The sequence below is a fragment of the Pseudovibrio sp. Alg231-02 genome (genome assembly GCF_900143565.1).
Taxonomy (GTDB): domain Bacteria; phylum Pseudomonadota; class Alphaproteobacteria; order Rhizobiales; family Stappiaceae; genus Pseudovibrio.
The window spans coordinates 836,433-860,559 of sequence record NZ_FREX01000001.1 but is presented as its reverse complement, the minus strand read 5'-3'; the positions used below and the strand labels follow the sequence as shown (position 1 = coordinate 860,559).

At 50.4% G+C, this 24,127-nt stretch carries 25 protein-coding genes and 2 tRNA genes; 22 read left to right on the top strand and 5 right to left on the bottom strand.

Annotated features, from left to right (window positions below; all coding sequences use genetic code 11):
• The first annotated feature begins 236 nt into the window (after nucleotides 1-236).
• The 4 genes from DHN43_RS03750 to DHN43_RS03735 all read left to right on the top strand — a co-directional run bounded on the left by DHN43_RS03750 (nucleotide 237) and on the right by DHN43_RS03735 (nucleotide 3,461).
• Nucleotides 237-1,343: a two-component system sensor histidine kinase NtrB gene (locus DHN43_RS03750; protein ID WP_057464962.1), complete on the top strand. Its 1,107-nt coding sequence runs from the start codon at nucleotides 237-239 to the stop codon at nucleotides 1,341-1,343.
• A gap of 52 nt (nucleotides 1,344-1,395) precedes the next feature.
• A complete protein-coding gene (locus DHN43_RS03745) occupies nucleotides 1,396-1,998 on the top strand; it encodes a response regulator transcription factor (protein ID WP_181952038.1) in 603 nt (200 codons plus the stop codon).
• 172 nt (nucleotides 1,999-2,170) lie between these two features.
• Nucleotides 2,171-2,506, top strand: a complete 336-nt coding sequence (locus tag DHN43_RS03740) for a response regulator (RefSeq protein WP_057464964.1) — start codon at nucleotides 2,171-2,173, stop codon at nucleotides 2,504-2,506.
• A gap of 235 nt (nucleotides 2,507-2,741) precedes the next feature.
• On the top strand, nucleotides 2,742-3,461 hold the full coding sequence (locus tag DHN43_RS03735) for a Crp/Fnr family transcriptional regulator (protein ID WP_063287338.1): 720 nt from the start codon (nucleotides 2,742-2,744) through the stop codon (nucleotides 3,459-3,461).
• 151 nt (nucleotides 3,462-3,612) lie between these two features.
• Here the strand turns inward: DHN43_RS03735 and hemN are convergent, their stop codons facing one another.
• Nucleotides 3,613-4,962: an oxygen-independent coproporphyrinogen III oxidase gene (gene hemN / locus DHN43_RS03730; RefSeq protein WP_108817757.1), complete on the bottom strand. Its 1,350-nt coding sequence runs from the start codon at nucleotides 4,960-4,962 to the stop codon at nucleotides 3,613-3,615.
• Between the two features lie 215 nt (nucleotides 4,963-5,177).
• Here hemN and DHN43_RS03725 point away from each other — a divergent pair, with 215 nt between their 5' ends.
• The 9 genes from DHN43_RS03725 to ccoS all read left to right on the top strand — a co-directional run bounded on the left by DHN43_RS03725 (nucleotide 5,178) and on the right by ccoS (nucleotide 14,750).
• Entirely contained in the window at nucleotides 5,178-6,290 is a 1,113-nt protein-coding gene (locus DHN43_RS03725; RefSeq protein ID WP_108817756.1) for an AbrB family transcriptional regulator, read from the top strand.
• A gap of 359 nt (nucleotides 6,291-6,649) precedes the next feature.
• Complete coding sequence (gene ccoN, locus DHN43_RS03720; protein WP_108817755.1) at nucleotides 6,650-8,305, top strand: cytochrome-c oxidase, cbb3-type subunit I; 1,656 nt, start codon at nucleotides 6,650-6,652, stop codon at nucleotides 8,303-8,305.
• A 14-nt stretch (nucleotides 8,306-8,319) separates the two neighbouring features.
• Nucleotides 8,320-9,054, top strand: a complete 735-nt coding sequence (gene ccoO, locus DHN43_RS03715) for a cytochrome-c oxidase, cbb3-type subunit II (RefSeq protein WP_108817754.1) — start codon at nucleotides 8,320-8,322, stop codon at nucleotides 9,052-9,054.
• A gap of 10 nt (nucleotides 9,055-9,064) precedes the next feature.
• Entirely contained in the window at nucleotides 9,065-9,223 is a 159-nt protein-coding gene (locus DHN43_RS03710) for a cbb3-type cytochrome c oxidase subunit 3 (protein WP_037037069.1), read from the top strand.
• Complete coding sequence (gene ccoP, locus DHN43_RS03705; protein ID WP_108817753.1) at nucleotides 9,223-10,098, top strand: cytochrome-c oxidase, cbb3-type subunit III; 876 nt, start codon at nucleotides 9,223-9,225, stop codon at nucleotides 10,096-10,098. Before DHN43_RS03710 ends, ccoP begins: the two co-directional genes overlap by 1 nt.
• Nucleotides 10,099-10,269: 171 nt before the next feature.
• The gene (gene ccoG, locus DHN43_RS03700; RefSeq protein ID WP_108817996.1) at nucleotides 10,270-11,670 is read left to right on the top strand and encodes a cytochrome c oxidase accessory protein CcoG; all 1,401 of its coding nucleotides are present in this window, start codon (nucleotides 10,270-10,272) and stop codon (nucleotides 11,668-11,670) included.
• Between the two features lie 123 nt (nucleotides 11,671-11,793).
• Nucleotides 11,794-12,321 (top strand): FixH family protein, encoded by a 528-nt coding sequence (locus DHN43_RS03695; RefSeq protein WP_108817752.1) that lies wholly within the window; start codon nucleotides 11,794-11,796, stop codon nucleotides 12,319-12,321.
• Nucleotides 12,322-12,333: 12 nt separating this feature from the next.
• Nucleotides 12,334-14,553 (top strand): cation-translocating P-type ATPase, encoded by a 2,220-nt coding sequence (locus DHN43_RS03690; protein WP_108817751.1) that lies wholly within the window; start codon nucleotides 12,334-12,336, stop codon nucleotides 14,551-14,553.
• An 8-nt stretch (nucleotides 14,554-14,561) separates the two neighbouring features.
• On the top strand, nucleotides 14,562-14,750 hold the full coding sequence (gene ccoS / locus DHN43_RS03685) for a cbb3-type cytochrome oxidase assembly protein CcoS (protein ID WP_057464974.1): 189 nt from the start codon (nucleotides 14,562-14,564) through the stop codon (nucleotides 14,748-14,750).
• Between the two features lie 156 nt (nucleotides 14,751-14,906).
• Here ccoS and hemA read toward each other — a convergent pair whose 3' ends face one another.
• Nucleotides 14,907-16,184 (bottom strand): 5-aminolevulinate synthase, encoded by a 1,278-nt coding sequence (gene hemA / locus DHN43_RS03680; RefSeq protein WP_057464975.1) that lies wholly within the window; start codon nucleotides 16,182-16,184, stop codon nucleotides 14,907-14,909.
• Between the two features lie 301 nt (nucleotides 16,185-16,485).
• On the opposite strand from hemA, the gene DHN43_RS03675 reads away from it, so the two are divergent.
• Nucleotides 16,486-16,995 (top strand): response regulator, encoded by a 510-nt coding sequence (locus DHN43_RS03675; protein ID WP_082597066.1) that lies wholly within the window; start codon nucleotides 16,486-16,488, stop codon nucleotides 16,993-16,995.
• 79 nt (nucleotides 16,996-17,074) lie between these two features.
• On the opposite strand, the gene DHN43_RS03670 is transcribed toward DHN43_RS03675, so the two are convergent.
• The 3 genes from DHN43_RS03670 to DHN43_RS03660 all read right to left on the bottom strand — a co-directional run bounded on the left by DHN43_RS03670 (nucleotide 17,075) and on the right by DHN43_RS03660 (nucleotide 17,966).
• Entirely contained in the window at nucleotides 17,075-17,257 is a 183-nt protein-coding gene (locus tag DHN43_RS03670) for a hypothetical protein (RefSeq protein WP_057464977.1), read from the bottom strand.
• A 527-nt stretch (nucleotides 17,258-17,784) separates the two neighbouring features.
• A tRNA-Thr gene (locus tag DHN43_RS03665) sits at nucleotides 17,785-17,859 on the bottom strand.
• A gap of 32 nt (nucleotides 17,860-17,891) precedes the next feature.
• A tRNA-Thr gene (locus tag DHN43_RS03660) sits at nucleotides 17,892-17,966 on the bottom strand.
• A gap of 190 nt (nucleotides 17,967-18,156) precedes the next feature.
• Between DHN43_RS03660 and DHN43_RS03655 the strand changes: the two genes are divergently transcribed.
• The 8 genes from DHN43_RS03655 to DHN43_RS03620 all read left to right on the top strand — a co-directional run bounded on the left by DHN43_RS03655 (nucleotide 18,157) and on the right by DHN43_RS03620 (nucleotide 24,120).
• On the top strand, nucleotides 18,157-18,372 hold the full coding sequence (locus DHN43_RS03655; RefSeq protein ID WP_108817749.1) for a hypothetical protein: 216 nt from the start codon (nucleotides 18,157-18,159) through the stop codon (nucleotides 18,370-18,372).
• 304 nt (nucleotides 18,373-18,676) lie between these two features.
• Complete coding sequence (murA, locus tag DHN43_RS03650; protein ID WP_063302329.1) at nucleotides 18,677-19,966, top strand: UDP-N-acetylglucosamine 1-carboxyvinyltransferase; 1,290 nt, start codon at nucleotides 18,677-18,679, stop codon at nucleotides 19,964-19,966.
• Between the two features lie 206 nt (nucleotides 19,967-20,172).
• Complete coding sequence (locus DHN43_RS03645) at nucleotides 20,173-20,619, top strand: DUF2948 family protein (RefSeq protein WP_057464980.1); 447 nt, start codon at nucleotides 20,173-20,175, stop codon at nucleotides 20,617-20,619.
• 126 nt (nucleotides 20,620-20,745) lie between these two features.
• A complete protein-coding gene (gene hisD / locus DHN43_RS03640; protein WP_108817748.1) occupies nucleotides 20,746-22,041 on the top strand; it encodes a histidinol dehydrogenase in 1,296 nt (431 codons plus the stop codon).
• Nucleotides 22,042-22,072: 31 nt separating this feature from the next.
• Nucleotides 22,073-22,582 carry a UPF0262 family protein gene (locus DHN43_RS03635; protein ID WP_057464982.1) on the top strand — a complete coding sequence of 170 codons (510 nt, stop codon included), beginning with the start codon at nucleotides 22,073-22,075 and terminating at the stop codon, nucleotides 22,580-22,582.
• Nucleotides 22,583-22,584: 2 nt separating this feature from the next.
• A complete protein-coding gene (locus tag DHN43_RS03630) occupies nucleotides 22,585-23,016 on the top strand; it encodes an arsenate-mycothiol transferase ArsC (protein ID WP_208980475.1) in 432 nt (143 codons plus the stop codon).
• Nucleotides 23,017-23,188: 172 nt separating this feature from the next.
• A complete protein-coding gene (gene infA, locus DHN43_RS03625) occupies nucleotides 23,189-23,407 on the top strand; it encodes a translation initiation factor IF-1 (protein WP_008549604.1) in 219 nt (72 codons plus the stop codon).
• A gap of 77 nt (nucleotides 23,408-23,484) precedes the next feature.
• The gene (locus tag DHN43_RS03620; protein WP_057464983.1) at nucleotides 23,485-24,120 is read left to right on the top strand and encodes a Maf family nucleotide pyrophosphatase; all 636 of its coding nucleotides are present in this window, start codon (nucleotides 23,485-23,487) and stop codon (nucleotides 24,118-24,120) included.
• The last annotated feature ends 7 nt before the right edge of the window (nucleotides 24,121-24,127 follow it).

The following is a 24,127-nucleotide window of genomic DNA, read 5'->3' as shown; positions in this document are numbered from 1 at the left end:
CGGAGGGCAGCCTCGCTTCCGATGTCTTCAAACTCTAGATTTACACGCTCAGGTTTAGAGAACGCTCGTCTCCTACATAATATATCAATGAATTAGCGGGAATTAATCGTTAAATCAGTCGCAGGCTAGGTGATTGACCTAGCTCAGGCCATGGGATAGCTGATTAGTCAAAATACCCATCTAGATACCCGTTTAGATAAGCGTACGGGTGCGCCTACAACAACTAGGAAACTACTATGGTCTCCTCTTCATGCTTGCACAGTGTTCTGGATACAGCCGTTAATGGCATCATCGTCATTGATGATAACGGAACGATCCTGATCTATAACCGTGCTTGCGAGAATATGTTTGGCTACAAGAGCGCCGAAGTCGTTGGCAAGAATGTCAACACACTGATGCCGAGCGCCACTGCTAAGCAGCATGACCAGTTCATTCGGAACTATCTGAAATCCGGAGACCCGAAAGTTGTCGGCATTGGCCGCGAAGTCGTTGGTCGCCATAAAGACGGAACCGAAATTCCAATAGAACTGTCCGTTGGTGAAGCTCAGACAGAAAGCGGTCATCAGTTCATCGGCGTCCTGAAAGATCTTCGGGCAACCAAGGAATATGAAGAACGCCTTCGTGTGCTGCAATCTAACCTGGTGACGATGACCCGCGTGAACGCGTTGGACGAAATGGGCGCTGCGATTGCTCACGAGGTTAATCAGCCACTCACGGCTCTGATGCTCTATCTGCAAACGGCAGCGCGCCGTGCAAGAGCTGCCGATCAGCCTGATGATCCTATGATCAGCCTGATGGATAAGGCTGTGGTGGAGGCTGAACGTGCTGGTCAGATCATCCAGCGAATGCGTAACTTTGTCGAACGGCAGGCTCCGCAATGCATCGGAACCGGTCTTGCAACACTCATTGATGATTGCCTTGAACTCGTTCGGGTAGGGCACGAAGCGGATGATGTCGAGTTCATCTCTACTTTCGTGGACTATAACTACCAGCTTGAGTTGGACTCCGTACAAATACAACAGATTCTTGTAAACTTGATCCGAAATGCAGGCGAAGCCGTAAAGGATCAACCTGTTAAGCAAGTAGTTGTTTCTGTCGAACGTGACGATGACAATGTGTTTGTTAAGGTTATGGATACCGGACCAGGGCTGGATGAGGAAGCAGTGTCGCACCTTTTCAAGGCCTTTACTGGGACAAAGCGGCGCGGTTTAGGTATTGGACTTGCGATTTCTCGGAGTATAGCCCAAAACCATGGTGGCGATTTACTTGTTGAGCCATATGAGGAAGGTAAAGGTGCAACCTTCACTTTGAGGCTCCCGGTAAACTCAAAAGCAACAAGCTAAGCTGAAGCTGTTGTTTAGAACAACAAGAATAAGGACCTGAGCAATCATGACCATGCCGTCTGTGATCCATATTGTTGACGATGACCCAGCGGTTCGCGACGCGCTTTCTCTGCTGTTTGAAACAGAAGGGTTTCGCGTAAAATCCTTTGCGAATGCTGAAGAGTTTCTTGGTGGGGTAGAAGAAGAAACGCCGAACTGTGTTCTTCTTGACGTTCATATGCCAGGACGCTCAGGCATTGATATTCTGAAAAGCCTGAATGGTGAGAACTTCCCTGCACCAATCTTTATCATTTCCGGTCAGGGCGATATCCCAATGGCTGTTGAAGCGATCAAATCAGGCGCTTACGACTTCATTGAAAAGCCATTTGATGTTGAATCCATCATCTCTCGTGTGCGTGAAGCTGTTTCCAGAAATGCACAGGCGAGTGGTGCAAATACACTGACATTCCCTGGCGCAGAAACTTTGACGCCACGCGAACGTCAGGTGTTGACTGAGATCACTGCTGGTTCCTCCAACAAGGAAGCTGGTAGAAACCTCAAGATCTCTCCACGTACTGTTGAAGTTCACCGCGCGCGCATCATGGAAAAACTTGGTGCACGTAATGCTGCGGATCTCGTCCGCATCGTCCTTACAGGTGAGCCTCCAGCTGCTTGATGTAGCGCAACTTCATTGGGAATGACTGGCTATACTTTCGGCCAATCTTGTTATTCCCGAGTGTTACTACGCATTACAAGACCCCGGCGCTTGGTTATGGTGACTGGTGAGACAAAGTGCTGCACCTTTGTGCTTTGTCTCATGAGCTACGAGAACAACGCTGGGGTTTGTTGTGATCTATATTGTCGAAGATGATGTATCTGTGCGAGATGCAATTGCTAGGATGTTTGAGAGCCTCGAACTCTCATGCGCCGCTTTTGCAGATGGAGAATCGTTTCTCTCAGATGCTTCACCTCGTATAGATGACACTGTCTTTGTTGATCTGCACCTTCCCGGATTGGCGGGATCTGATTTGATTGAGAAGGTTGCTGCTTTGGATGAGGCGCCACAAATTGTCGCAATCAGCGGCCAGCCTCTCTGGAAGATTACGCGAGATTTGCCAAAAATCACCACAACGCCTGTTGTTCGTAAGCCATTGAAAGAACAGGATTTATTGGTGTACGTGTAAACTTGATCTAACGCAAAATTTTGATTGTTTCAGATCAAATTACTAAGATATGAACCTGCTCAATAAGTTTTAATGCGTATTTTGACGTTGCATTCTAATCAGTAAATCTGCATCAACAGGTCAGGCAAGCAATGACGGATGTTTGCCATGGCCAAGCGGCATTTAGAGAATAGACGAATAGTTCTCGCTACTTGCCCAGGCACGATGTTTGCGGAGATATCCGCGAGGAGGGATTATGGTATCGGCCACATTGACAAAGCTTAGCGATCTTGATGGCCAGGCACCATTCAACGGTTGTCAGGAAAACTTCAAGCAGCCAGAAGCCGCGGGAAAGCATCTTGGTCGTAAGCAGCGATTGTCTGCGCATGACGTGCTTTTCTATGAGGGTGATAAGGCAGAGCGCCTCTATGAAGTCGTGCGTGGGGTTATGATGCTCTACAAGCTGCTTCCGGACGGACGTCGCCAGGTGGTCTATATTCTGCGTGAAGGCGATATGCTCGGTTTCTCCAACCGTGATTTCTTTGACTGCACGGCTGAAGCGCTGACCGAAGTTGAGTTGCAGGTTTTCGAAAGCCGCGAGATCTCTACTTCTCCGATGATGCAGCACTATGTAAATCGTTGCTTGCTCTCCCAGATGGAGATCCTTCACGAACACACAGTTCTGCTGGGCCGTAAATCCGCACTGGAGCGCGTTTCTACCTTTCTGATGAGTTTGGTGCCAAACCGTGGTGGACACGGCTGCTCAGGCCCGAATGAAGAGGGTCGACCAGATACCAAGACTGTTGCTCTGTCCATGACCCGTCAGGAAATCGCTGACTATCTAGGTCTGACCATTGAAACCGTAAGCCGCGTGATTTCTCAGTTGAAACGTCGCGGTCTGATAAAGGTTGAAAAGCAGGACAGCATCCACATCACCAACATTTGTGGCATCTGTCAGCTGACTGGTATGCACTAAGAAGCTCACTTCTAGAGCAAAGATGACCTGATAAGGCATCCGCAGTACATGAATGAAACAGGCGCTGAAAACTCAGCGCCTTTTTTGTTGTCTGGACAAAAGAAAAGCGGCCCATAAAGGCCGCTTCTTTCATCTTTGGATCAGATCGGGATTAAACCGCGACAGAGTGCCGGGCTTGCTGAGTTGCAAGGTAAGTATCAAACGCCGCTGCCACCACGCGAACATAGCGTCGGCCTGCATCTGTCACTGTAACAACCGTTCCCTCAAGGGTTGCAACGCCATCATCGATCATTTCCTGCATCTCAGCTGGAATGCGGTCAAACTCACTGACTGGCAATCCGTGCTTTTCTGCTGTGGCTGCGTAATCGACCTCATAGTAGGTCATCAGCTGCATGATGATTTCAGCACGACACAGATCAACCTGATCAACGGCAATGCCTTTCTTGATCGGCAGTACATCATCAACAACCATACGCTCCCATTCGCGAGCTGATGGTGTCGTTTGCACATAGCCCTGTGGCAAGAAGCCGATGGAGCTGCAACCGAAGCCGATCAAAGTATCAGCCGTGTCGGTGGTGTACCCTTGGAAGTTCCGGCGTAGGCGGCCTTCCTTCAAAGCGATTGCCATCTCATCCGTTGGCAGAGCAAAGTGGTCAAGACCGATCACTTCATAGCCAGCATCGACAAGAGCATCGCGAGAAACGTCTGAAAGGCGAATGCGCTCATTCGCGCCCGGCAGGTTCTCTTCCTTGATCAACTGCTGGTGCTTCTTGAACCAAGGCACGTGCGCGTAACCGAACAGAGCAACACGGCCCGGCGCAAGTTCTTTGGTGTACTCAACTGTCTCGCGAATTGTCTGCTCAGATTGTCCTGGCAACCCATACATCAAATCAAAATTGATATCGTTCAATCCAACATTGCGAAGAGCAGTAACAGCCTTCATCACTGTTTTGTACGGCTGAATGCGGCCAATCTGTTTTTGAACGTCTTCATCAAAGTCCTGAACGCCCAAGCTGGTCCGTGTGATGCCAGCCATCTTAAGTGTCTCGGCCAGATAATCACCAACGGTTCTCGGATCGAGCTCGATCGCGTGCTCAATGTCCTCGGAGAAAACGAAGTTGTCCTTCAGCTTTTCGACAATCTTCAGAAATGCTTCGCGCGGAACGAGGCTTGGTGTGCCGCCACCCCAATGGATGTGGTGCACCAGACGGCCTGTACCAAGGCGCTTCAGCACAAGGTCAATCTCTTTGAGCATCAACTCCACATACGCAAGCACCGGCGCCATCTTGCGTGTCGCCTTGGTGTTACATCCGCAGTAATGGCACATTTCCTGACAAAACGGCACATGCAGATAAAGCGACAGAGGAGTGTCATGAGGAATACTCTCCAGCCAGTCACCATAGAGAGATGGTGTCACAGCTTCACTGAAGTGAGGAGCTGTTGGATAGGAGGTATAACGGGGTACGTTCAAGGACGCATATTTTTGCTCTAGATCGGTCATGACGCTACCATACGCAAATGGACTAATTGAACTTTGATCCCTGTCAACAACACTGAGTTTTTAAAAAACTCAAGTCCCTTCAAGCAATTCGTGGCTGTTTGCGAACAGTTCTAAACTCTCTGGTTGAAATTATATATTGATTGGTTCTATCAAGATTGATCATATGAATTGCGATTTGTACTTCTTGTGTCGTGACGACATGAGGAGGTAAAGCCGTGAGCGGAAAAGACATTCTGAGTTTAGTTGGAGTTCTTGCGCTTGGAGGGGCAGGAGCAGCTGTTTTTGAACTGCTTTCTCTTCCTGCTGGTTTTCTGGCTGGGCCTATGGTTGTCTTGGTTCTGGCGAAATCTCTTTCTCTACCTTTGATCGCTAATCAGGATCTCACGTTTCCTAAGCATCTAACCTCCACAAATTCCATATTTATCGGCGCTGCAATGGGGACTGCAGTCTCTCCAGATTTCTGGGAGGGGGCCTCTTTGTGGCCTTTGTCGATGTTAGCACTGGGTGCTGTTGTCGGTGGCATCACCACAACGGTCTACCTTTACGCATACAAGAAATGCAACTGGGGTAGGGATGAGGCATTCTTCGCAGGTTTGCCGGGTGCACTGGGAATGACGGCTGCGCTCGCCTTGGAGAGGGGAGCGCCCATGGACCGAATTATGATTGTCCAGCTTGTGCGCCTCTTCCTTTTGATTGCTGTTCTGCCTTTGATTGTCACAAATATGGTCGATTCAAATGGGGCAACCGACGTTATGACTAAAGATGCCGAAGTGGCGTTCAGTCCAACGGTTGCAGTTGAACTCATAGCTGCTCTTCTGATCTGCACGATCTTTGCAATGCTGGCCTTAAGGCTGAAGGCGCCTGCTGGGCTGCTCACCGGGGCATTCTTTGCCAGTGCTGCCCTTAACTCAACGGGGATTTTAGAGTTTAACTTGCCTGCTTGGCTTGCCATGCCTTGCTACGTAATCATGGGAACCAATGTAGGCCTCTATATTGGGAAGATGGAAAGCAGTACCCTAAAGCCCATGCTTGGCACGTCTCTTGTGGTGTTTGCGATCAGTCTGTCAGTTGCGCTAACAGGGGCGCTGGTGACGTCTTGGGCTCTGGACGTCTCATTCGATAAGGTTTTTCTGGCCTTTGCTCCCGGAGGCATGGAAGCAATGCTTCTTATATCGATCCTGCTGGACATTGATCCGGTGTTCGTTGCCACCCACCAGTTAGCTCGCTTTATGGGACTTTTAGCATTCATGCCAGTTGTGACCAGATACGTACTGGGGCCAATCTCCGCGCAAAAAACAGATCCCACGGAAAATTCGGTTGCGACCTAGGTCAAATTTCGCTGCGAGAGTTTGGTGCGCTGCGGTATGGAATTGAGAACTTATCTAGCTAATCATGATTCTATGTATGCGTGCCGCCTCCGCTTCACCTATCAAATTACGCTAACTTTCTCAGGAACCAGTGAAACTCGCTTCAAGCTGCGCCAAAACAACGCATCTTGCCCTAAATTCATGTAATATATGACGAAAACCCAATAATGGGGGGTGTAGTTGCGAATTAGAGTAATTTTATTTTTTTTGTTCGAGTTCTTTTTGACATGTATCAAGGGCGGGGCAATTTGCCACCCATAGAACTACGCTCAGGTAGTCCTATCTGGACGAACTTGTTTACTTTATATGGGGCGAACATCATGGGTGAGCGGAAAGTCAGATATCTGTCGCTAGAGGAAGGTGGATTTTCCCTCCTTCTTCTCGCGGTAGCGATTTTCTGTCTGGTCATTGCAGGTAAAACCTGGGATCAGGTCTTGGCATTTCATACCGCATTGATTGCACTAGCATCATTGGCCGGTATTTTCTTCATTTTTCGCCGATACTTCGACGGAAACAACACACCTGCGCCGCTGGAAATTAACGGTAAGCCAAACTACAATATGGCTCCTGTTAAATTCGCGACGTGGGCATCTGTTTTCTGGGGTATCGCGGGTTTCACGGTAGGTGTGATCATTGCATCTCAGCTGGCATTCCCAGCTTTGAACTTTGACCTGCCATGGATCAACTTCGGGCGCCTGCGTCCGCTGCATACATCTGCCGTTATTTTTGCATTCGGCGGTAACGTTCTTATCGCGTCTTCATTCTACGTTGTGCAGCGCACCTGTCAGGCCCGCTTGCCTGGTTCAATTGCCCCATGGTTTGTAGTCCTCGGTTACAACCTCTTCATCGTTGTGGCAGGTACTGGTTACCTCCTCGGTGTAACTCAGGGTAAAGAATACGCTGAGCCAGAGTGGTATGCGGACTGGCTTCTGACCATTGTTTGGGTCGGATATCTGTTGACCTTCCTCGGTTCCATCTGGCGCCGTAAAGAGTCGCATATCTATGTGGCAAACTGGTTCTACCTCGCGTTTATCGTAACAATTGCAGTTCTGCACCTGTTCAACAACGCTTCTCTGCCTGTCAGCATCTACTCCACCAAGTCCTACATTGTTTGGTCTGGTGTTCAGGATGCGATGGTTCAGTGGTGGTATGGTCACAACGCAGTGGGCTTCTTCCTGACAGCTGGCTTCCTGGCAATCATGTACTACTTCATTCCGAAGCGTGCTGAGCGTCCGGTCTATTCTTACCGTCTGTCTATCGTTCACTTCTGGGCGCTGATCTTCCTGTACATCTGGGCTGGCCCTCACCATCTGCATTACACCTCACTGCCACAGTGGGCGTCTACTCTTGGTATGACCTTCTCCATCATCCTCTGGATGCCGTCCTGGGGTGGTATGATCAACGGTCTGATGACGCTGTCCGGTGCTTGGGACAAACTGCGGACTGACCCTGTTCTGCGTATGATGGTTGTTTCCGTGGCATTCTACGGCATGGCGACCTTCGAAGGTCCTTTGATGTCCATCCGTGCTGTGAACGGCCTTTCACACTACACTGACTGGACGATTGGTCACGTACACGCTGGTGCGCTCGGCTGGGTTGGTTACATCTCCTTCGGTGCTCTGTACTGCCTCGTACCTTGGCTCTATCACAAGAAGTCTCTGTACTCTCTGCGCCTCGTTAACTGGCACTTCTGGATCTCTACGCTTGGCATCGTGTTCTACATCTGCGCGATGTGGGTATCCGGTATCATGCAGGGTCTGATGTGGCGTGCTTACGATAGCCTTGGCTTCCTTGAGTACTCCTTCATCGAAACAGTGGATGCGATGTATCCGTTCTACGTCATGCGTGCATTCGGTGGTCTTCTCTTCCTCGCAGGTGCTCTCATCATGGTTTACAACCTCATTATGACAGTGCGTGTAGGTGAGGCAGTCGAAAGTGAAGCTGCAGGCCAGCCTGCAATGGCGCCAGCGGAATAATCGGGAGATCACGAATGTCTGCTTGGAAAAAACACCAAATCTTCGAGAAAAACTCGCTGATCCTGATTATTGGCATCGTCATCATGATCTCAATCGGCGGTCTCGTTGAAATCGTTCCTCTTTACTACCTGAAGAGCACGATCGAAAAAACTGAGGGTATGCGCCCTTACACTCCGCTCGAGCTTGTTGGACGTAACATCTACGTGCGTGAAGGCTGTTATGCCTGTCACTCACAGCAGATCCGTCCAATGCGTGACGAGCTGGAGCGCTACGGCAACTACTCACTGGCAGCGGAATCCATGTACGATCGCCCATTCCAGTGGGGCTCAAAGCGTACCGGTCCTGACCTCGCTCGTGTAGGCGGTAAGTACTCTGATGAGTGGCAGCGTGATCACCTGATCAACCCACGCTCAGTGTCTCCGACCTCAGTGATGCCTGGCTACCCATTCCTGATGGATGCCAAGCTCTCTACAATCGAGATCGAGAACCATCTGAAAGTGAATGCATTGTACGGTGTTCCTTATTCCGAGGAACAGATTGCAAACGCAAAAGTGGATCTTCTCGCTCAGGCAGAGCCTGACAGCGATGCAGCAGAAGCGTTCGAAGAGCGTTACCCTGATGTTCTTATTCGCGACTTTGACGGCAACGCCAAAGAAGTGACTGAGATGGATGCACTGGTAGCTTACCTGCAGATGCTTGGCACGCTCGTAGACTTTAGCCTCTACGACGAAAAAGCCAACTTGCGCTAAGGAGAAGATGATGGACGCGACTTACACCGCTCTTGCACACTTCGCGCAAACTGGTGGCCTGCTCTATTTCATGGCAATCTTCGCAGGCGTAATTCTTTACGCTTGCTGGCCAAGTAATGGGGAGCGCTTTAACGATGCTTCACAGATCCCGCTTCGGGAGGACGATTAATGGCTGAGCACAAAAAGGAAATCGACCAGGTAACGGGTGTTGAAACCACTGGTCACGAATGGGATGGCCTCAAGGAACTCAACCACCCGCTCCCTAAGTGGTGGCTCTACATGTTCTACGGCTCCATCGTATGGTCCGTAATCTACTGGATCCTCATGCCAAGTTGGCCTCTGGTCAACGGCTACACAAAGGGTCTTCTGGATTACAGCCAGCGTGCGGTTGCAACGGAGAACTTTGATGTAGCGGCTGCAGAGCGCGCAGAAACCGGCAAGATGCTTCTCGAAGCATCTCTCGAAGAAATTCGTGATACTCCGGAACTGCTCGAGTTTGCTATGGCTCAGGGTGAAGTGGCATTCGGTGACAACTGTGCACCTTGTCATGGAACCGGCGCGACAGGCTTTGAAGGCTATCCAAACCTTCAGGACGACAGCTGGATCTGGGGTGGCGATTTGGACACCCTCTCAACCACTATCTCTTATGGTGTTCGTTCAGAACATGATGAAACCCGGTATGCGGAAATGCCTGCATTCGGCCGTGATGAGCTGCTTGAAAAAGAAGAGATTGTTCAGGTTGCGAACTATGTTGGTTCTATAGCAGGTCTTCCAACACAAGAAGGCGTTGATCTGGAAGCAGGCAAAGTGATCTATGAAGAGAACTGTGCTGCCTGTCATATGGAAAACGCTAAGGGTGATCTGGAAACAGGTTCTCCTAACCTGACAGCACCAACCTATCTCTATGGCAAGTCCGTAGAAGACATCATCGCGCAGGTGAATGCACCACGTCACGGTGTGATGCCTGCATGGATCGATCGTCTGGGTGAAACCACAGTTAAATCATTGGCTGTGTACGTTCACTCACTCGGTGGCGGTCAATAAGATCTCTGAATATTTTTGAGATGACGACACAAGCGAGGACGCGTAAGTGCCCTCGCTTCACTTGCACAAAGCACATCGCCAACTGAGGAAGACATTATGTCTAGCCAAGTTGAACCCATCGATAAAGAAGAGGACGAAGCCTGGTTCGCGTCAGCGGCTAAAGTTTACCCTATGGAGGTAAAAGGCCGTTTTCGGAAAATCAAATGGGCAATCCTTTTTATTACTCTTGGGATTTATTACTTTACCCCCTTTATTCGTTGGGACAGAGGGCCTTTGCTCCCTGATCAGGCTGTTCTCGTCGATTTTGAGAGAAAAAGAGGTTACTTTTTCTTTCTCGAAATCTGGCCACAGGAAGTCTACTATCTCACCGGATTGCTCATCATTGCGGCTGTTGGTCTGTTTTTGATGAATGCTATCGCAGGTCGTCTCTGGTGCGGTTATCTTTGCCCGCAGACAGTTTGGACAGACCTGTTCTTCCGCGTAGAAAGCATGATTGAAGGCGATCGCCGCAAGCGGATTACGCTGGACAAACAGCCTTGGAATGCAGAAAAGATTCTCAAAAAGGGAACGAAGCATTTTCTCTGGTTGATGATTGCCTGGTGGACCGGCGGAGCGTGGGTTCTTTACTTCGCGGATGCACCAACGCTTGTATATGATCTGGCAACAGGTCAGGCTGCATTTTCTGCTTACGTCTGGATTGGTATCCTGACGTTCACCACCTATTCGCTGGCTGGTCACATGCGTGAGCAGGTCTGTGTGTATATGTGTCCTTGGCCACGTATTCAGGCAGCTCTTACGGATGAGCATGCGCTCAATGTGACGTATCGCTACGACCGTGGTGAACCTCGTGGTCACTTGAAAGAGAGCAAGAAGCGCATCGAAGAAGGCTTGCCTGCTGGTGATTGCATCGATTGTAATCAGTGTTTCTATGCATGTCCGACAGGTGTCGATATCCGTAAAGGCGCGCAGCTCGATTGTATCCAGTGTGGTCTGTGTATTGACGCGTGTGACTCAATCATGACCAAGGTTGGCAAGCCAACAGGTCTGATCGCGTATGACACGGACGTCAATATTGAGCGCCGTGAGAAAGGTGAGGCTGCAGTCTATCGCCTGGTTCGCCCTCGTACAGTGATCTACACAGTAATCATTTTGATGATCGCAGGTGTGATGTTGTACGCGCAGCTTAACCGTTCCATGACGGATTTGTCTGTCGTTCATGATCGCAACCCGCTCTACGTTCAGCAAAGTGACGGTTCTTTCAGAAACGGCTATTCGCTTCGCCTGCTAAACAAGCACAACAACGAACAGTCCTTCACGCTGAGTGTTGAGGACATGCCTAAAGGGGCGACCCTTGAAGTTGTGGGCATTCACAAGAATGCGGCTGACGTGACAAAGGATACTCAGCTGAGCTTGTCGGTAGATGCTGATACGACCCGTTCTGTACGAGCACTGGTGTTCTCTCCAGCTGGCGTTGAAATGCCAAGCTCTCTGCCTATGAGCTTTAAGCTGGTGGACACAGAGACGGGTGAGACAACAGTGATCAGCGACTTCTTCCGGGCACCCGGTAAATAGTCGTCACAGGCTGTAAAAGCACCTAATTAAACTTGCGTGATAAGGGGTACGCCCCTTATCACTTAAATGATCAAAAGGCGAAGCTCACCCCCATCTTATGAGCCGCCAAAAAGGAGCTAGGATATGACAATGGCTGTAGACCACAAGTCTCCGCGCAAACCTCGGCAGATTACTGGCCGCACGGTTTTGTTCAGCCTTATCGCGTTCTTCGGCGCTATCGCTGCGATGAATGCTGTTATGATCTATATTGCGATCGATACCTTCCCAGGACTGGAAGTCGATAGCTCCTACAAGGTGAGCCAGCGATACAATAAAGAAATAGCTAAGGCGAATGCTCAGGCTGCTCTGAACTGGAGCGTAAATGCTGCCATTGAACGCAACGGTGATGGCTCTGCCCATATTCGCGTACTGGCAAAAGACAAAGCTGGTGCTCCAATCACTGGCGAAATGGTCACCGTTAAACTGCACCGCCCAACAATCACCGCAGCTGATCAGGATCTTGTTCTGTCTGAGCGCTCCGCGGGTGAATATGTAGCCAATGCATCTGGCATTGGTGCGGGCAACTGGAACGTGGTCGTAGAAATCGCGGATCGAAGTGACAAAACACTTCCGATCTTCCGTTCCAAAAACAAGATTTTCTTCGCTGAGTAAGGCGGTAATAGCATGTCTGCGCCTGAAAGGGATTGGGCTGCATTCGTAACAAATACCGATGATGGCAAGGCTCATATGGACCTTGCCGTTGATGGTATTACGTGTGCCGCATGTATGTACGAAATTGAGCGTGGCCTCCAGAAATTGGATGGTGTAGAAAAAGCACGCGTAAACCTGTCATCCCACCGTCTTTCAGTGGACTGGGATGGAGAGAAGACCAATCCATCTCCTATTGTCGATCTTCTCCAAAGGCTGGGCTATAAAGCGTATCCTTTTGATCCTGCTCAGGTAAAATCCCGCGGCGATGCTGTGGGCAAAGAGATCTTGCGCGCATTGGCCGTTTCTGGCTTTGCAGCAATGAATATCATGCTGTTGTCCATCTCAATCTGGTCTGGCAACGCATCAGATATTGATCCTGAGACCCGGTCTTTCTTCCATTGGGTTTCCGCACTAATCGCACTGCCAACCGTCGTTTACTCTGGCCGTATTTTCTTCCGCAGTGCCTACATGGCTGTGAAGACAGGCCGTTTGAATATGGACGTGCCGATCACAATCGGGGTGTTGCTCGCAACTGGCCTTTCCATGTGGCAAACCGTTCAGGAAGCAGAGCACGCTTATTTTGATAGTGCAGTGATGCTGTTGTTCTTCCTGCTCGTTGGCCGTTACTGCGATCATCTCATGCGCAGAAAAACGCGTTCTTTTGCGGAAAACCTCGCGACTTTGAAAGCCGAGAGCGCTGCTAAGATACAAGAGGACGGCAGCGCACTCGATGTGCCTTTGTCCAAGTTGTCTATTGGTGATCGCGTTCTGGTCAGAGCTGGCGAACGCATTTCCGTCGATGGCAAAATCTCCACGGGCACATCAGAAGTCGATCAGAGTCTGGTGACAGGCGAAACCTTGTTACAGCCCGTTGGGGAAGGGGACCTCGTCTACGCTGGTACCATGAACACCTATGGCGTATTGGAAATTGAAGTCACAGCTGCTGCAAAAGGCACACTGCTTGATGAGGTGAACAGACTTCTGGAAACGGCTATGGAAGGTCGGTCCAAATACGTGCATATCGCAGATCGCGCCTCACAGCTTTATGCGCCCGTTGTGCATGCGGCTGCACTTCTGACGCTCGTGGGCTGGATTATGCTCGGCATGGCATGGCAGCCAGCTTTGGTCATCGCGATCTCCGTTCTCATCATCACATGCCCCTGTGCTCTAGGCCTTGCAATTCCGGCAGTTCAGGTTGTGGCAAGCGGCTTGTTCTTTAATGAACGAGTGCTGCTGAACGCTGGTGATGCGATTGAGCGTCTGGCGACAGTTGATACCATTGTGTTCGACAAAACCGGCACACTGACATTACCAGAAGCGTCACTCTCAAAGGAGCATGGTCTCTCAGCGGAGCAGCTAGAACTGGCGGGTCGTCTTGCTCTGTCTTCTTCACATCCATTGTCTCAGGCCATCGCAAAAGCAACCGGCGCACAACAAGCACTGCCAGATGCAAAAGAGAGTGCGGGCAAAGGGGTGGAAGCTGTCGTCGATGGAATGTGTGCGAAGCTAGGCTCTCCCGCATTTTGCGGTGTTTCTGATGAGCAGCTCGAACAAGCAAAAACGCAGCAACCGGATGCTTCCTTTGTCGCTTTCCAATCTGGAGACAAGCCTGCACAATTGCTTCCCGTTGGCCAGTTTATGAGGGAAGGGGCAACTGAAACGATCCAGAAGCTCAAAACTGCGGGCTACACAATTGAAATTCTCAGTGGTGACCATAAAGGTGCAGTCGAACACGCAGCGCAGATGCTTAGTGTTGAAAGTTGGCAAGCTGCTATGAAGCCTCAAGACAAGATCGACCATATCGAAAAACTGAAAGCACAAGGCAAGAAGGTTCTGATGGTTGGTGATGGCCTCAATGATGCCCCCTCGCTCGCGGCAGCAAACGTATCCATCTCGCCCGTTTCAGCGGTTCACGTCAGTCAGGCAGCTGCAGATGCAGTCTTCCTGGGAGATAGCCTTGCGCCCGTTATGAGCGCACTGACAATCTCGAAGAAAGCGCGCTGGGTGATGAACCAAAATCTCGCCATTTCTGTTGTCTATAACTTGATTGCAGTGCCGTTTGCAGTGCTAGGTTTTGTCACACCTCTTGTTGCAGCCTTGGCTATGTCGGGTTCTTCCATTATTGTGACGCTCAACGCTGTACGCCTGAGAATGCTCGCAGGCTCATCTACTCAGCCCAATCTGGAGGTCTGAACAGAACTATGGAAGTCTTAATCTACCTCATTCCGATTGCGTTGTTTCTTGGTGGCGCAGGTTTGGTAGCGTTTTTATGGTCCCTCCGCTCTGGTCAGTATGATGATATGGAAGGGCCGAAATGGCGTATACTGGATGATGGTGATTTGCAGGAAAACAGTACACCGGTAGAAGCTGCAAAACGCAAGGTTTCCTGAGTAGGGACCTCAGCGTCACGAACTGTATTTAGCGATAAGAGATATGAAATGAGAGGCTTGTAAGCGACCCGCTTCAAGCCTTTTTCTATGCAGCTTTGTAAGCAACAAAAAAGGCCAGCAAATTTGCTGGCCTTTTGCAATGAATTGAGGTGGCGTTTAGCCGCCAGCAAACTGATAAACAGCCTGGCCTTGCGCAGCATCCAGATCTTCTTCCGCTGGAGCATCGGTGAATGGCAACTCAAGAGTCTGCCATACATCCACCAGAGCATCGCGCAGATGATCAATCAGGGCATCGTTGTGGACTGGGCCCGGAGTGATGCGCAGACGCTCAGTGCCGCGTGGAACTGTTGGGTAGTTGATTGGCTGAATGTAGATGCCATGCTTATCCAACAGCAAATCGGTTGCCTGCTTACATAGATCAGGATCAGCAACAAGCACTGGAATGATGTGCGTGTCAGAAGGCATCACAGGAAGGCCTGCTGCTTTCAGTACATCTTTTGTACGCTGTGCCTGACGCTGCTGACCTTCGCGCTCTACACCGGATTCTTTCAGATGCTTGATGGAAGCTGTTGCTGCCGCAGCAAGTCCTGGTGGAATAGCAGTGGTAAAGATGAAGCCTGGAGCATAGGAGCGAACCGCATCAATGATAGTCTGAGAAGCAGTGATATAACCGCCCATCACACCGAATGCTTTCGCCAGTGTACCTTCAATGATGTCGATGCGATCCATGACCGCGTCACGTTCAGCAATACCTGCGCCGCGTGGACCGTACATGCCAACAGCATGCACTTCGTCGATATAGGTCATCGCATTGTACTTGTCAGCAAGGTCACAAATGCGCTCGATCGGTGCGATATCGCCATCCATGGAGTACACGGATTCAAACACGATCAGCTTTGCGCGGTCGTTTCCAGCAGACTTGAGTAGGTCTTCAAGGTGCTCAAGGTCATTATGACGCCATACTTTCTTAGAAGTCCCTGCGCCGCGAACACCCGCAATCATGGAAGCGTGGTTCAGCTGGTCAGACAGGATCAGGCAATCAGGAAGCAACTTTGCAATTGTCGAAATGGACGCTTCGTTGGAAACAAAACCACTTGAGAAAACGAGGGCGCCTTCTTTTCCGTGGAGGTCTGCGAGTTCTTCTTCAAGCTGTACCAGAGGGTAGTTCGTGCCCGAGATGTTACGCGTACCGCCTGCGCCAGCTCCCATGCGCTGAACGGTTTCTGTCATGGCATCAATAACTTTAGGGTGTTGGCCCATCCCCAGGTAGTCGTTTGAACACCAAATGACGATTTCACGGAGGTTTTGATTTTCTTTACGCCACAGTGCGTGTGGGTGACGCCCTGCAATGCGTTCGAGATTAGCAAATACGCGGTACCGTTTTTCATCCTTCAAAGAAGCAATCGCCTCATTGAAGATATTTTGGTAGTCCATTTTTTGCCCCTTATATTGCGGCGGTATTATTCGGCGATACTTTAGAGTTAGCCTAAACTTAGCGATAATCCTTATCCCTGTCGAAGGACACATTGACGCGGTCCATGGAATTGCGGATTTATCAAAGGATTTTTTCACCTAACGCATATCAGCCTACATATATCGCAGACATAGTCTTTGACATAGAACTATAATTGGGCAGTCTTGCAATTTGTTATGTTCTCTGCCACACCTTGTAACTAATAACTGAATTTCTGTTCTAATTTAATTGGGTTACATCAAGTGACCGGGGCATGACTGCGTGAGTATAGACCTCTCATCCTTATCGTTTTTGGTGGTTGAAGACAGCGCTTATATGCGCACAATTCTGCGTACAATGCTTCAAGGTTTTGGAGCCCGGAAAATCGTCGAAGCGGAAGACGGAGCGTCTGGTCTGGAAGCGATGGACCGCGCTAATCCGGATATCCTGATTCTCGACTGGGTTATGCCAATTCTCGACGGGGCAGACATGGTACGCATGATCCGTACCCAGAATAATCCGTACGCTTATATCCCGATCATTATGGTCACGGCCCATACCGAACGCAGCCGCATTATCGAAGCGCGAAAACTGGGCATCCACGAGTTGCTGTGTAAGCCGATTTCTGCCAAAGCGCTCTATCAACGCATTGCATCGATTATTCTTCAGCCAAGAGACTTTGTGAAAACAGCAGGTTATTTCGGCCCAGCACCGCGTGAAATCCGCGGACACAAAAAGAACTGGGACGGAAACAGCATCATTGGCGAGGCGAACTCAGCCACGATGGTCTGAGCTTTCTTTTTCGCAATGAGGCATGCAACAACCTCCTCGGAGGCGTTGAGTTGCCCCCAAGGTGGATCATCTATGACACCTACAGAGCGGAGAGGGCCTTGATCGCTTGATCCCATTTCTCTGATGGAAGACTGGATACCAATCGAATGAGTTTGGCGAACTCTGCTTCCTCAAGTTGGTAGCGAAGCATCTGTAGCTCTGCTTCGGAAAACTTTCCGTGTGCTGCTGTCGGGACATCTGCGTCGATGACTGCCTGATCCATTTTTACCTCCTGAAACTCCAACAAAATGAATATCAGCGGACACTTGCGCGAGAGCTCATGCAAGTGCGCTTGGGAGGCATACCCTCTTCCCCGATCCGCAAAACGGTTGGTTGGAAAACTACCCCAATACGCCCCCAAGACCACAGAAACGTCGCAGGACTCCCATCACATGTAAACCAACTCCAAGATGAAATTTGGTCGAATTGTGGCACGTTGCATCTCAGGCACAGTGCCGCAAAGGCATGTAGAGCTCAGCTCAAGAACGTGGAATTTTATTTCATTGAGCTGATATTTATGTGTTCGGGTGAGTTTGTTTGTTTCGCGACCGCTTTGGATTATCGATGGATTACCGTTGATAAGTGCGATTGCTTGCCCTCAGAAAAGTCTGCGCGTTAGAGAGGGCTCACGGCAGAGTTGTAAATTGTTCTAAAATTCAGTGATTTTTTAAAATCAGATTTCACAGAATGCGCAACAAGAAAGCAGTGTGCATGGCGCAAATCAGCGAAATGATCAGTTATGGAGGAGAATGGTGCTGCCGGAGAGATTTGAACTCTCGACCTCTCCCTTACCAAGGGAGTGCTCTACCCCTGAGCTACGGCAGCGCGCCGAAATTTGTGCAGTGCTGTTAGAAGAATGGTGCTGCCGGAGAGATTTGAACTCTCGACCTCTCCCTTACCAAGGGAGTGCTCTACCCCTGAGCTACGGCAGCATCGCATAAATATGAAGCACTTAAGCGCTTCTCGTATCTTCCAAACCAGCGTATTTTGCAACGAGGTAAGTGCTCCGCAGGCAGCGCCCTCGGAACGAGGAGGCTTATGTCATAACCCTTTTAAACCTGCAAGGGGTTTTATTGGCAGTTCTGTGGAAACTGAATAACACAGTGAAATGAGAGCATTGCCATGCACTTGTCGTATATTAGGGCACTTGGCTTCAATCCCGTCCTCGTGTACCTGTTGAGCATGACAGATTCAAAGAAAACCGAAACGACGGGCAACCAGTCAAAGTCCGTAGCAAAGCCAAAAAACGACCCGAAAGCAGATCGTTTGGCTGAAGCCTTACGCGCCAATCTGCGTCGCAGAAAACAGGCAGCTAAGAAGAACACTGACGAAGCCTAGAGATTGCTGCATGCGCTTTGCTCAATCGCGAGGGCGTTAAGTAAAAATCTAGCATTTATCGCTAAATTAGAAATATATGGAAATCTCGCCGAAAACTTCAGGTTTTGGGCGGAGTAGGATGTTGCGGTCCTTGTAAGTCCTGCTAATGCGAAATATCAGCAGGATCTATTGGGGAAAACCGTTGGGGAAGAAACTAGGCAGAAGCGCTGCCTTGCTTATGCCACAGCCCTGATGTTAGTGGACACGATCAATTCTTCTTCAAATTTGTGTTTCCCGCCGCGGGCTTTATTGGGGTTATAGAAGTATGGACAAAATTCGTATTGTTGGTGGCAATCAGCTTAATGGTGTTATTCCGATCTCAGGCGCGAAGAATGCTGCGCTGCCTTTAATGATCGCGTCACTGCTCTGCGAAGATACGTTGACCCTTGAGAATGTGCCCCGCTTGCGTGATGTCGCACTTCTCACTCAGATTCTTTCCAATCACGGTGTAGATTATTCGGTCGACGGCAAACGGGCAGGTCAGGATACAATGACCGGCCAGACCATTCACCTGAATGCCAGCAACATTGTCGACACAACAGCTCCATATGAGCTGGTGTCCAAAATGCGTGCAAGCTTCTGGGTGATCGGTCCGTTACTCGCACGTATGCATACAGCCCGTGTGTCTCTGCCAGGCGGTTGCGCAATCGGGACGCGTCCGGTTGACTTCTTCATTGACGGACTGAAGGCACTTGGCGCTGATATAGAGATGGATCGCGGCTATGTTCAGGCAGATGCCAAGGGTGGCCTGAAGGGTGGTCGGGTCGTTTTCCCGAAAATCTCCGTGGGTGCAACACACACAGTCATGATGGCTGCGACACTGGCCAAGGGCGAGAGCGTGATCGAAAACGCCGCTCAGGAGCCAGAAGTCACCGATCTCGCAAACTGCCTGATTGGCATGGGTGCAAAGATTGAAGGTGCTGGCACCGACACAATCCATATTCAGGGTGTAGACAGCCTGGGCGCACATCGCCATCCGGTTATTCCCGACCGTATCGAAACCGGGACCTATGCCATGGCAGTGGCAATGACGGGTGGTGAAGTAACTCTGGAAGGCGCGCGCGGCGATCTTCTCGAAGGTGCACTGGATGTCCTTCGTCAGACCGGAACAGAAATCACTGAAACCAATATGGGTCTCAAAATTAAGCGCAACGGTGCTGGCATCAGCCCGGTAGACGTTTCCACTGAGCCGTTCCCGGGTTTCCCAACAGATTTGCAAGCGCAGTTCATGGCGCTCATGACCCGCTCCAAAGGTGTGAGCAAGATCACTGAGAACATCTTCGAAAACCGTTTCATGCACGTTCAGGAACTGGCACGCCTTGGCGCTAAGATCACACTGGACGGGCAGGTGGCTTCTGTTGAGGGCGTTGAAACCCTGCGCGGTGCTCAGGTCATGGCAACAGATCTTCGCGCATCTGTTTCTCTCGTCATCGCTGGTTTGGCGGCGGAAGGTGAAACGACTGTCAGCCGTGTCTATCACCTTGATCGCGGCTTTGAGCGGCTGGAAGAGAAGCTGTCTCGCTGCGGTGCGGTGATCGAGCGTATCTCGGCCTAACGAAACCGAAGCAAATGATTTGAACCCGGTCTGTTTTTCAGTCCGGGTTTTTTCATGGAGATATTCTCAAAGAAACTGGATCAGAGCTTCATGCTTGAAATCTGCTGCGTTCATTCATAGATGTTTTTCTGTAAATTGTTGTAATAGTAAGGATGTCTCGCGCTATATACGGTGCGTGAGGCTAGGGAAATCTGCAAGGGATTAATATGGAACAGGTAAAACCAATGAAGCTGATGGCGCTGGATCAGGAAGATTTGCAGATCATCTCTTCCATGGTGCAGGACAGTGTTCTGAAACTCGCAGATATCAAGTACTTACCTGCTGAGCGCCGCCTGGTGCTGACAATGAATCGATACCTTTGGGAAACAGACGAAAACAACCAGAAACGAAGAATGCGGGCGCGATCCGTTCTTTCTGTGTCGCGGGTGGATGCGGTCAAAGCTCAGAAAATCAACCAAACAAACAAAGACATGGTCCTGTCTTTGCTCTGTGTGCTGTTTGAAGAGACAAATGCACCGGCTGGTCAGTTGAAGCTTGAGTTTTCCGGTGGGGCTGCTATTGCAGCAAATATCGAGTGCATCGAAGCGCAACTGGCAGATCTGGGCTCCGTTTGGGAAACTGAAAGCAGACCTGAACATGATCTAGAAGGCTAGTTGGAAAGCGCGGGATAGTTTCGTAAAATCCCGGCACAACCTGAAGGCTTGGACTGCATCTCTAAGAATCTGACATCATCTCGGGAAGAACAGTCCCGGGAATTATAGTAAATTGGGAACGATAACGTGGCGATTAAGCTCTCCTCAAAGTCTGAAGGTTTCGAAGAAGAAATTCGTGCCCTGCTTGGAAGCAAGCGGGAAACTTCAGAGGATGTGGATCATATCGTGCGCGACATTCTGCGGGATGTCGAAATGCGCGGTGATGCAGCTGTGCTCGAATACACCAACAAATTTGACCGTATGTCGGCCAAATCTATGGACGAGCTGAAAGTAACTGAAGCGGAGATTGAGGCAGCTGTTGTGCAAATCCCTGCTGAAACACTGGAAGCCTTGCAGCTTGCCCACGATCGTATTCGTTCCCACCATCAAAAGCAGCTGCCCGAAAGCTACACTTACAAAGATGCCATCGGCGTAGAGCTGGGCGCCATCTGGACTGCAGTGGAAGCTGTTGGTGTGTATGTCCCTGGCGGTCTTGCCAGCTATCCATCCTCTGTGCTGATGAATGTCGTGCCTGCAAAGGTTGCTGGCGTTGAGCGCATCGTGATGGTGGTTCCAAGCCCTGATGACGTACTCAACCCACTCGTGTTGGCAGCAGCTAAAATGTCTGGTGTCTCTGAGATCTACCGCGTAGGCGGCGCTCAGGCTGTTGGGGCGCTGGCATATGGCACAGAAACAATTGCACCGGTCTCCAAGATTGTTGGTCCGGGCAATGCCTATGTTTCAGCAGCAAAGCGCCGCGTATTCGGAACTGTCGGCATCGATATGATCGCTGGCCCATCCGAAATCCTCGTCGTGGCTGACAAAGATAACAACCCGGATTGGGTTGCCGTCGATCTGCTCTCTCAAGCAGAGCATGATCCGGTTGCGCAGTCCATTCTCATCACGGACAGCGAAGAACTGGCAGCAGCTGTAGAAGAGGCCGTGGAGCGTCAGCTCACCACGCTGCCACGTGCAGACGTTGCACGTCAGAGCTGGAATGACTTCGGAGCGATCATCACCGTTGACAATTTAGATGATGCAATGATGCTCTCCAACCGTTTTGCACCAGAACATCTTGAGCTGTGTGTTGAGGACCCTGATGCACTGCTGCCAAAAATGAGAAATGCTGGCGCAGTTTTTGTTGGACGTTACACACCAGAAGCGATCGGCGATTATGTCGGCGGTTCAAACCATGTGCTGCCGACGGCTCGCTCGGCGCGCTTCTCCTCTGGTCTGTCTACGCTGGAGTTCGTAAAGAGAACTTCGCTTCTGCGCTGTAACCCGGAAAATCTTGCACAAATCGGCCCTGCTGCCGTCACACTGGCAGAAGTGGAAGGTCTGCAGGCGCATGGACGTTCAGTCTCTATTCGCTTAAACCACTAGTTAATTGATCCAGGACGGAAAAGATCGCTTGATGAATAAGGAAGTCCCTGTAAACGAAGAACAGAGACAACAAGGAATAGAACGCCTTTTTGAGGTGGTCCTTGATCCGGATTCTATTGTGCGCGCCGACAAAGACGTCGAGCGGGAGCGAAAAATTGCGATCTTTGATCTGGTAGAGGAAAACATGTTTTCTCCGGTCGGGCCCGATCAGGGCCCGTACCGGTTGGACCTGGCTATGATCAAGCGTAAGCTTGTGCTGGGAGTTCGGGATGAAATGGGCAGCGAAATCGCAACCCACATCCTCTCGCTCACCCCTTTCAGGAAGATCATTAAAGACTACTTCATGATCTGTGAGAGCTACTACGATGCAATTCGCAGTGCCTCACCAAAGCAGATCGAAGCAATCGATATGGGGCGTCGTGGACTACACGACGACGGCGCCTGCATATTGGAAGAGCGCCTGAAAGGGAAAATCACCATCGACCATCAAACCGCCCGACGACTGTTTACGCTCATTTGCGCCTTGCAGCACCGGGGGTAAGTATGGCCGAGTTTATGTCACGGCCAAGTTCCATCCTGTTTATCTGCAGAATGAACGCCGTACGTTCTCCGATGGCAGAGGGCTTGACCCAACTGCTCTACCCCAAACAGGTCTACACGCGCTCATGTGGCGTCTTTGCAGGCGAACGTGATCCGTTTGTCGACTCTGTTATGGATGAGCTTGGGATGGACCTGAGCAATCACCATCCAAAAACATTTGAGGATCTGGCCGAAGACGGGTTCGACCTCATTGTTACGCTTGCTCCGGAGGCCCACCACATGGCATTGGAGCTGACACGCGCACAGCACGTTGATGTTGAGTACTGGCCGACGATTGACCCGACAGTGGCAACAGGAAGCCGTTCACAGATCATGGATGCGTACAGAGCGGTGCGTGATACGCTTAAGAGAAAGATAGAACAACGTATGCAATAAGCTGCTGAAAATACTCTACGCGTGGCCTTTGCATGTGTTTTCCACCCCAAAACAAGGAATAAGCGGTAAAACTCGTCAAACTGCCCTCCAAGAAATGGAGGTAGCCTGTTCACTTTTGGCGAGTTATCCGGTAGGTTCCGCGAAAATTCCATTTAACTAATCAGGAATCCTAATGGCTAAAGAAGAAATGCTGGAGTTTCCAGGCGTCGTCGTCGAACTCCTTCCTAATGCGACTTTTCGTGTGAAACTTGAAAACGATCACGAAATTATCGCTCACACTGCTGGTCGTATGCGTAAAAACCGTATTCGCGTTCTGGCTGGCGATAAAGTGCTCGTGGAAATGACACCATATGACCTGACAAAGGGTCGTATCACCTATCGCTACAAATAAGCGATCCACTGAGCGCGGGTTCATGATGAGCCTGCCTTAGTTGAGCTCTGGTCTGTAATTCATCGGGGAACTGGCATATGACCAAAGAACTGCCGTTAGTATTGGCCTCAGGGTCACCACGTCGTCTGGCGTTGCTTCAGCAGATTGGTATAGAACCGGAATTCCTCCTGCCTGCAGACATTGATGAGACGCCTGTGCGTGGGGAAAGCCCGCGCGCGCTGGCTCAAAGACTTGCACGTGGCAAAGCAGCCGCTGCACGTGTTCTGATCGACCGGGATGACGAAAAAGCGCATTCCATCATCCTGGGGTCTGACACAGTTGTTGCAGTAGGACGCCGCATCCTGCCAAAGGCCGAGAGTAAGGAGCAGGCCAGCGTCTGCCTTCAACTGCTTTCCGGTCGCATGCACAAGGTTTACACCGGCGTTTGCGTGAATATGCCTGATGGCGTGGTTCGCACAAAACTGGTTGAAACCCGCGTACGTTTCCGTCGTCTGTCTTCTCATGACACTGAAAAGTACCTCGCCTCAGGGGAGTGGCGTGGTAAAGCAGGCGGCTACGCTATTCAGGGCCTTGCTGGCGCGTTTATTGCGCGTGTGATTGGATCTTACCCAAGCGTTGTCGGTTTGCCTCTGCTGGAGACCGCAAGCCTCTTACAGTCAGCTGGCTATCCAACCCAAAAAACATGGGACGAAGATGCCGTACCTGCTGCATAAGCAGGAG

Coding starts and splice junctions, on each gene's coding strand:
- DHN43_RS03690 (WP_108817751.1), top strand. CDS start 12,334: ATGTCTGCGCCTGAAAGGGATTGGGCTGCATTCGTAACAAATACCGAT.
- infA (WP_008549604.1), top strand. CDS start 23,189: ATGGCTAAAGAAGAAATGCTGGAGTTTCCAGGCGTCGTCGTCGAACTC.
- DHN43_RS03695 (WP_108817752.1), top strand. CDS start 11,794: ATGACAATGGCTGTAGACCACAAGTCTCCGCGCAAACCTCGGCAGATT.
- ccoP (WP_108817753.1), top strand. CDS start 9,223: ATGGCTGAGCACAAAAAGGAAATCGACCAGGTAACGGGTGTTGAAACC.
- DHN43_RS03635 (WP_057464982.1), top strand. CDS start 22,073: ATGAATAAGGAAGTCCCTGTAAACGAAGAACAGAGACAACAAGGAATA.
- ccoG (WP_108817996.1), top strand. CDS start 10,270: ATGGAGGTAAAAGGCCGTTTTCGGAAAATCAAATGGGCAATCCTTTTT.
- DHN43_RS03750 (WP_057464962.1), top strand. CDS start 237: ATGGTCTCCTCTTCATGCTTGCACAGTGTTCTGGATACAGCCGTTAAT.
- hemA (WP_057464975.1), bottom strand. CDS start 16,184: ATGGACTACCAAAATATCTTCAATGAGGCGATTGCTTCTTTGAAGGAT.
- ccoS (WP_057464974.1), top strand. CDS start 14,562: ATGGAAGTCTTAATCTACCTCATTCCGATTGCGTTGTTTCTTGGTGGC.
- DHN43_RS03710 (WP_037037069.1), top strand. CDS start 9,065: ATGGACGCGACTTACACCGCTCTTGCACACTTCGCGCAAACTGGTGGC.
- DHN43_RS03645 (WP_057464980.1), top strand. CDS start 20,173: ATGGAACAGGTAAAACCAATGAAGCTGATGGCGCTGGATCAGGAAGAT.
- murA (WP_063302329.1), top strand. CDS start 18,677: ATGGACAAAATTCGTATTGTTGGTGGCAATCAGCTTAATGGTGTTATT.
- DHN43_RS03745 (WP_181952038.1), top strand. CDS start 1,396: ATGCCGTCTGTGATCCATATTGTTGACGATGACCCAGCGGTTCGCGAC.
- DHN43_RS03630 (WP_208980475.1), top strand. CDS start 22,585: ATGGCCGAGTTTATGTCACGGCCAAGTTCCATCCTGTTTATCTGCAGA.
- DHN43_RS03670 (WP_057464977.1), bottom strand. CDS start 17,257: ATGGATCAGGCAGTCATCGACGCAGATGTCCCGACAGCAGCACACGGA.
- ccoO (WP_108817754.1), top strand. CDS start 8,320: ATGTCTGCTTGGAAAAAACACCAAATCTTCGAGAAAAACTCGCTGATC.
- DHN43_RS03735 (WP_063287338.1), top strand. CDS start 2,742: ATGGTATCGGCCACATTGACAAAGCTTAGCGATCTTGATGGCCAGGCA.
- hemN (WP_108817757.1), bottom strand. CDS start 4,962: ATGACCGATCTAGAGCAAAAATATGCGTCCTTGAACGTACCCCGTTAT.
- ccoN (WP_108817755.1), top strand. CDS start 6,650: ATGGGTGAGCGGAAAGTCAGATATCTGTCGCTAGAGGAAGGTGGATTT.
- DHN43_RS03620 (WP_057464983.1), top strand. CDS start 23,485: ATGACCAAAGAACTGCCGTTAGTATTGGCCTCAGGGTCACCACGTCGT.
- DHN43_RS03655 (WP_108817749.1), top strand. CDS start 18,157: ATGCACTTGTCGTATATTAGGGCACTTGGCTTCAATCCCGTCCTCGTG.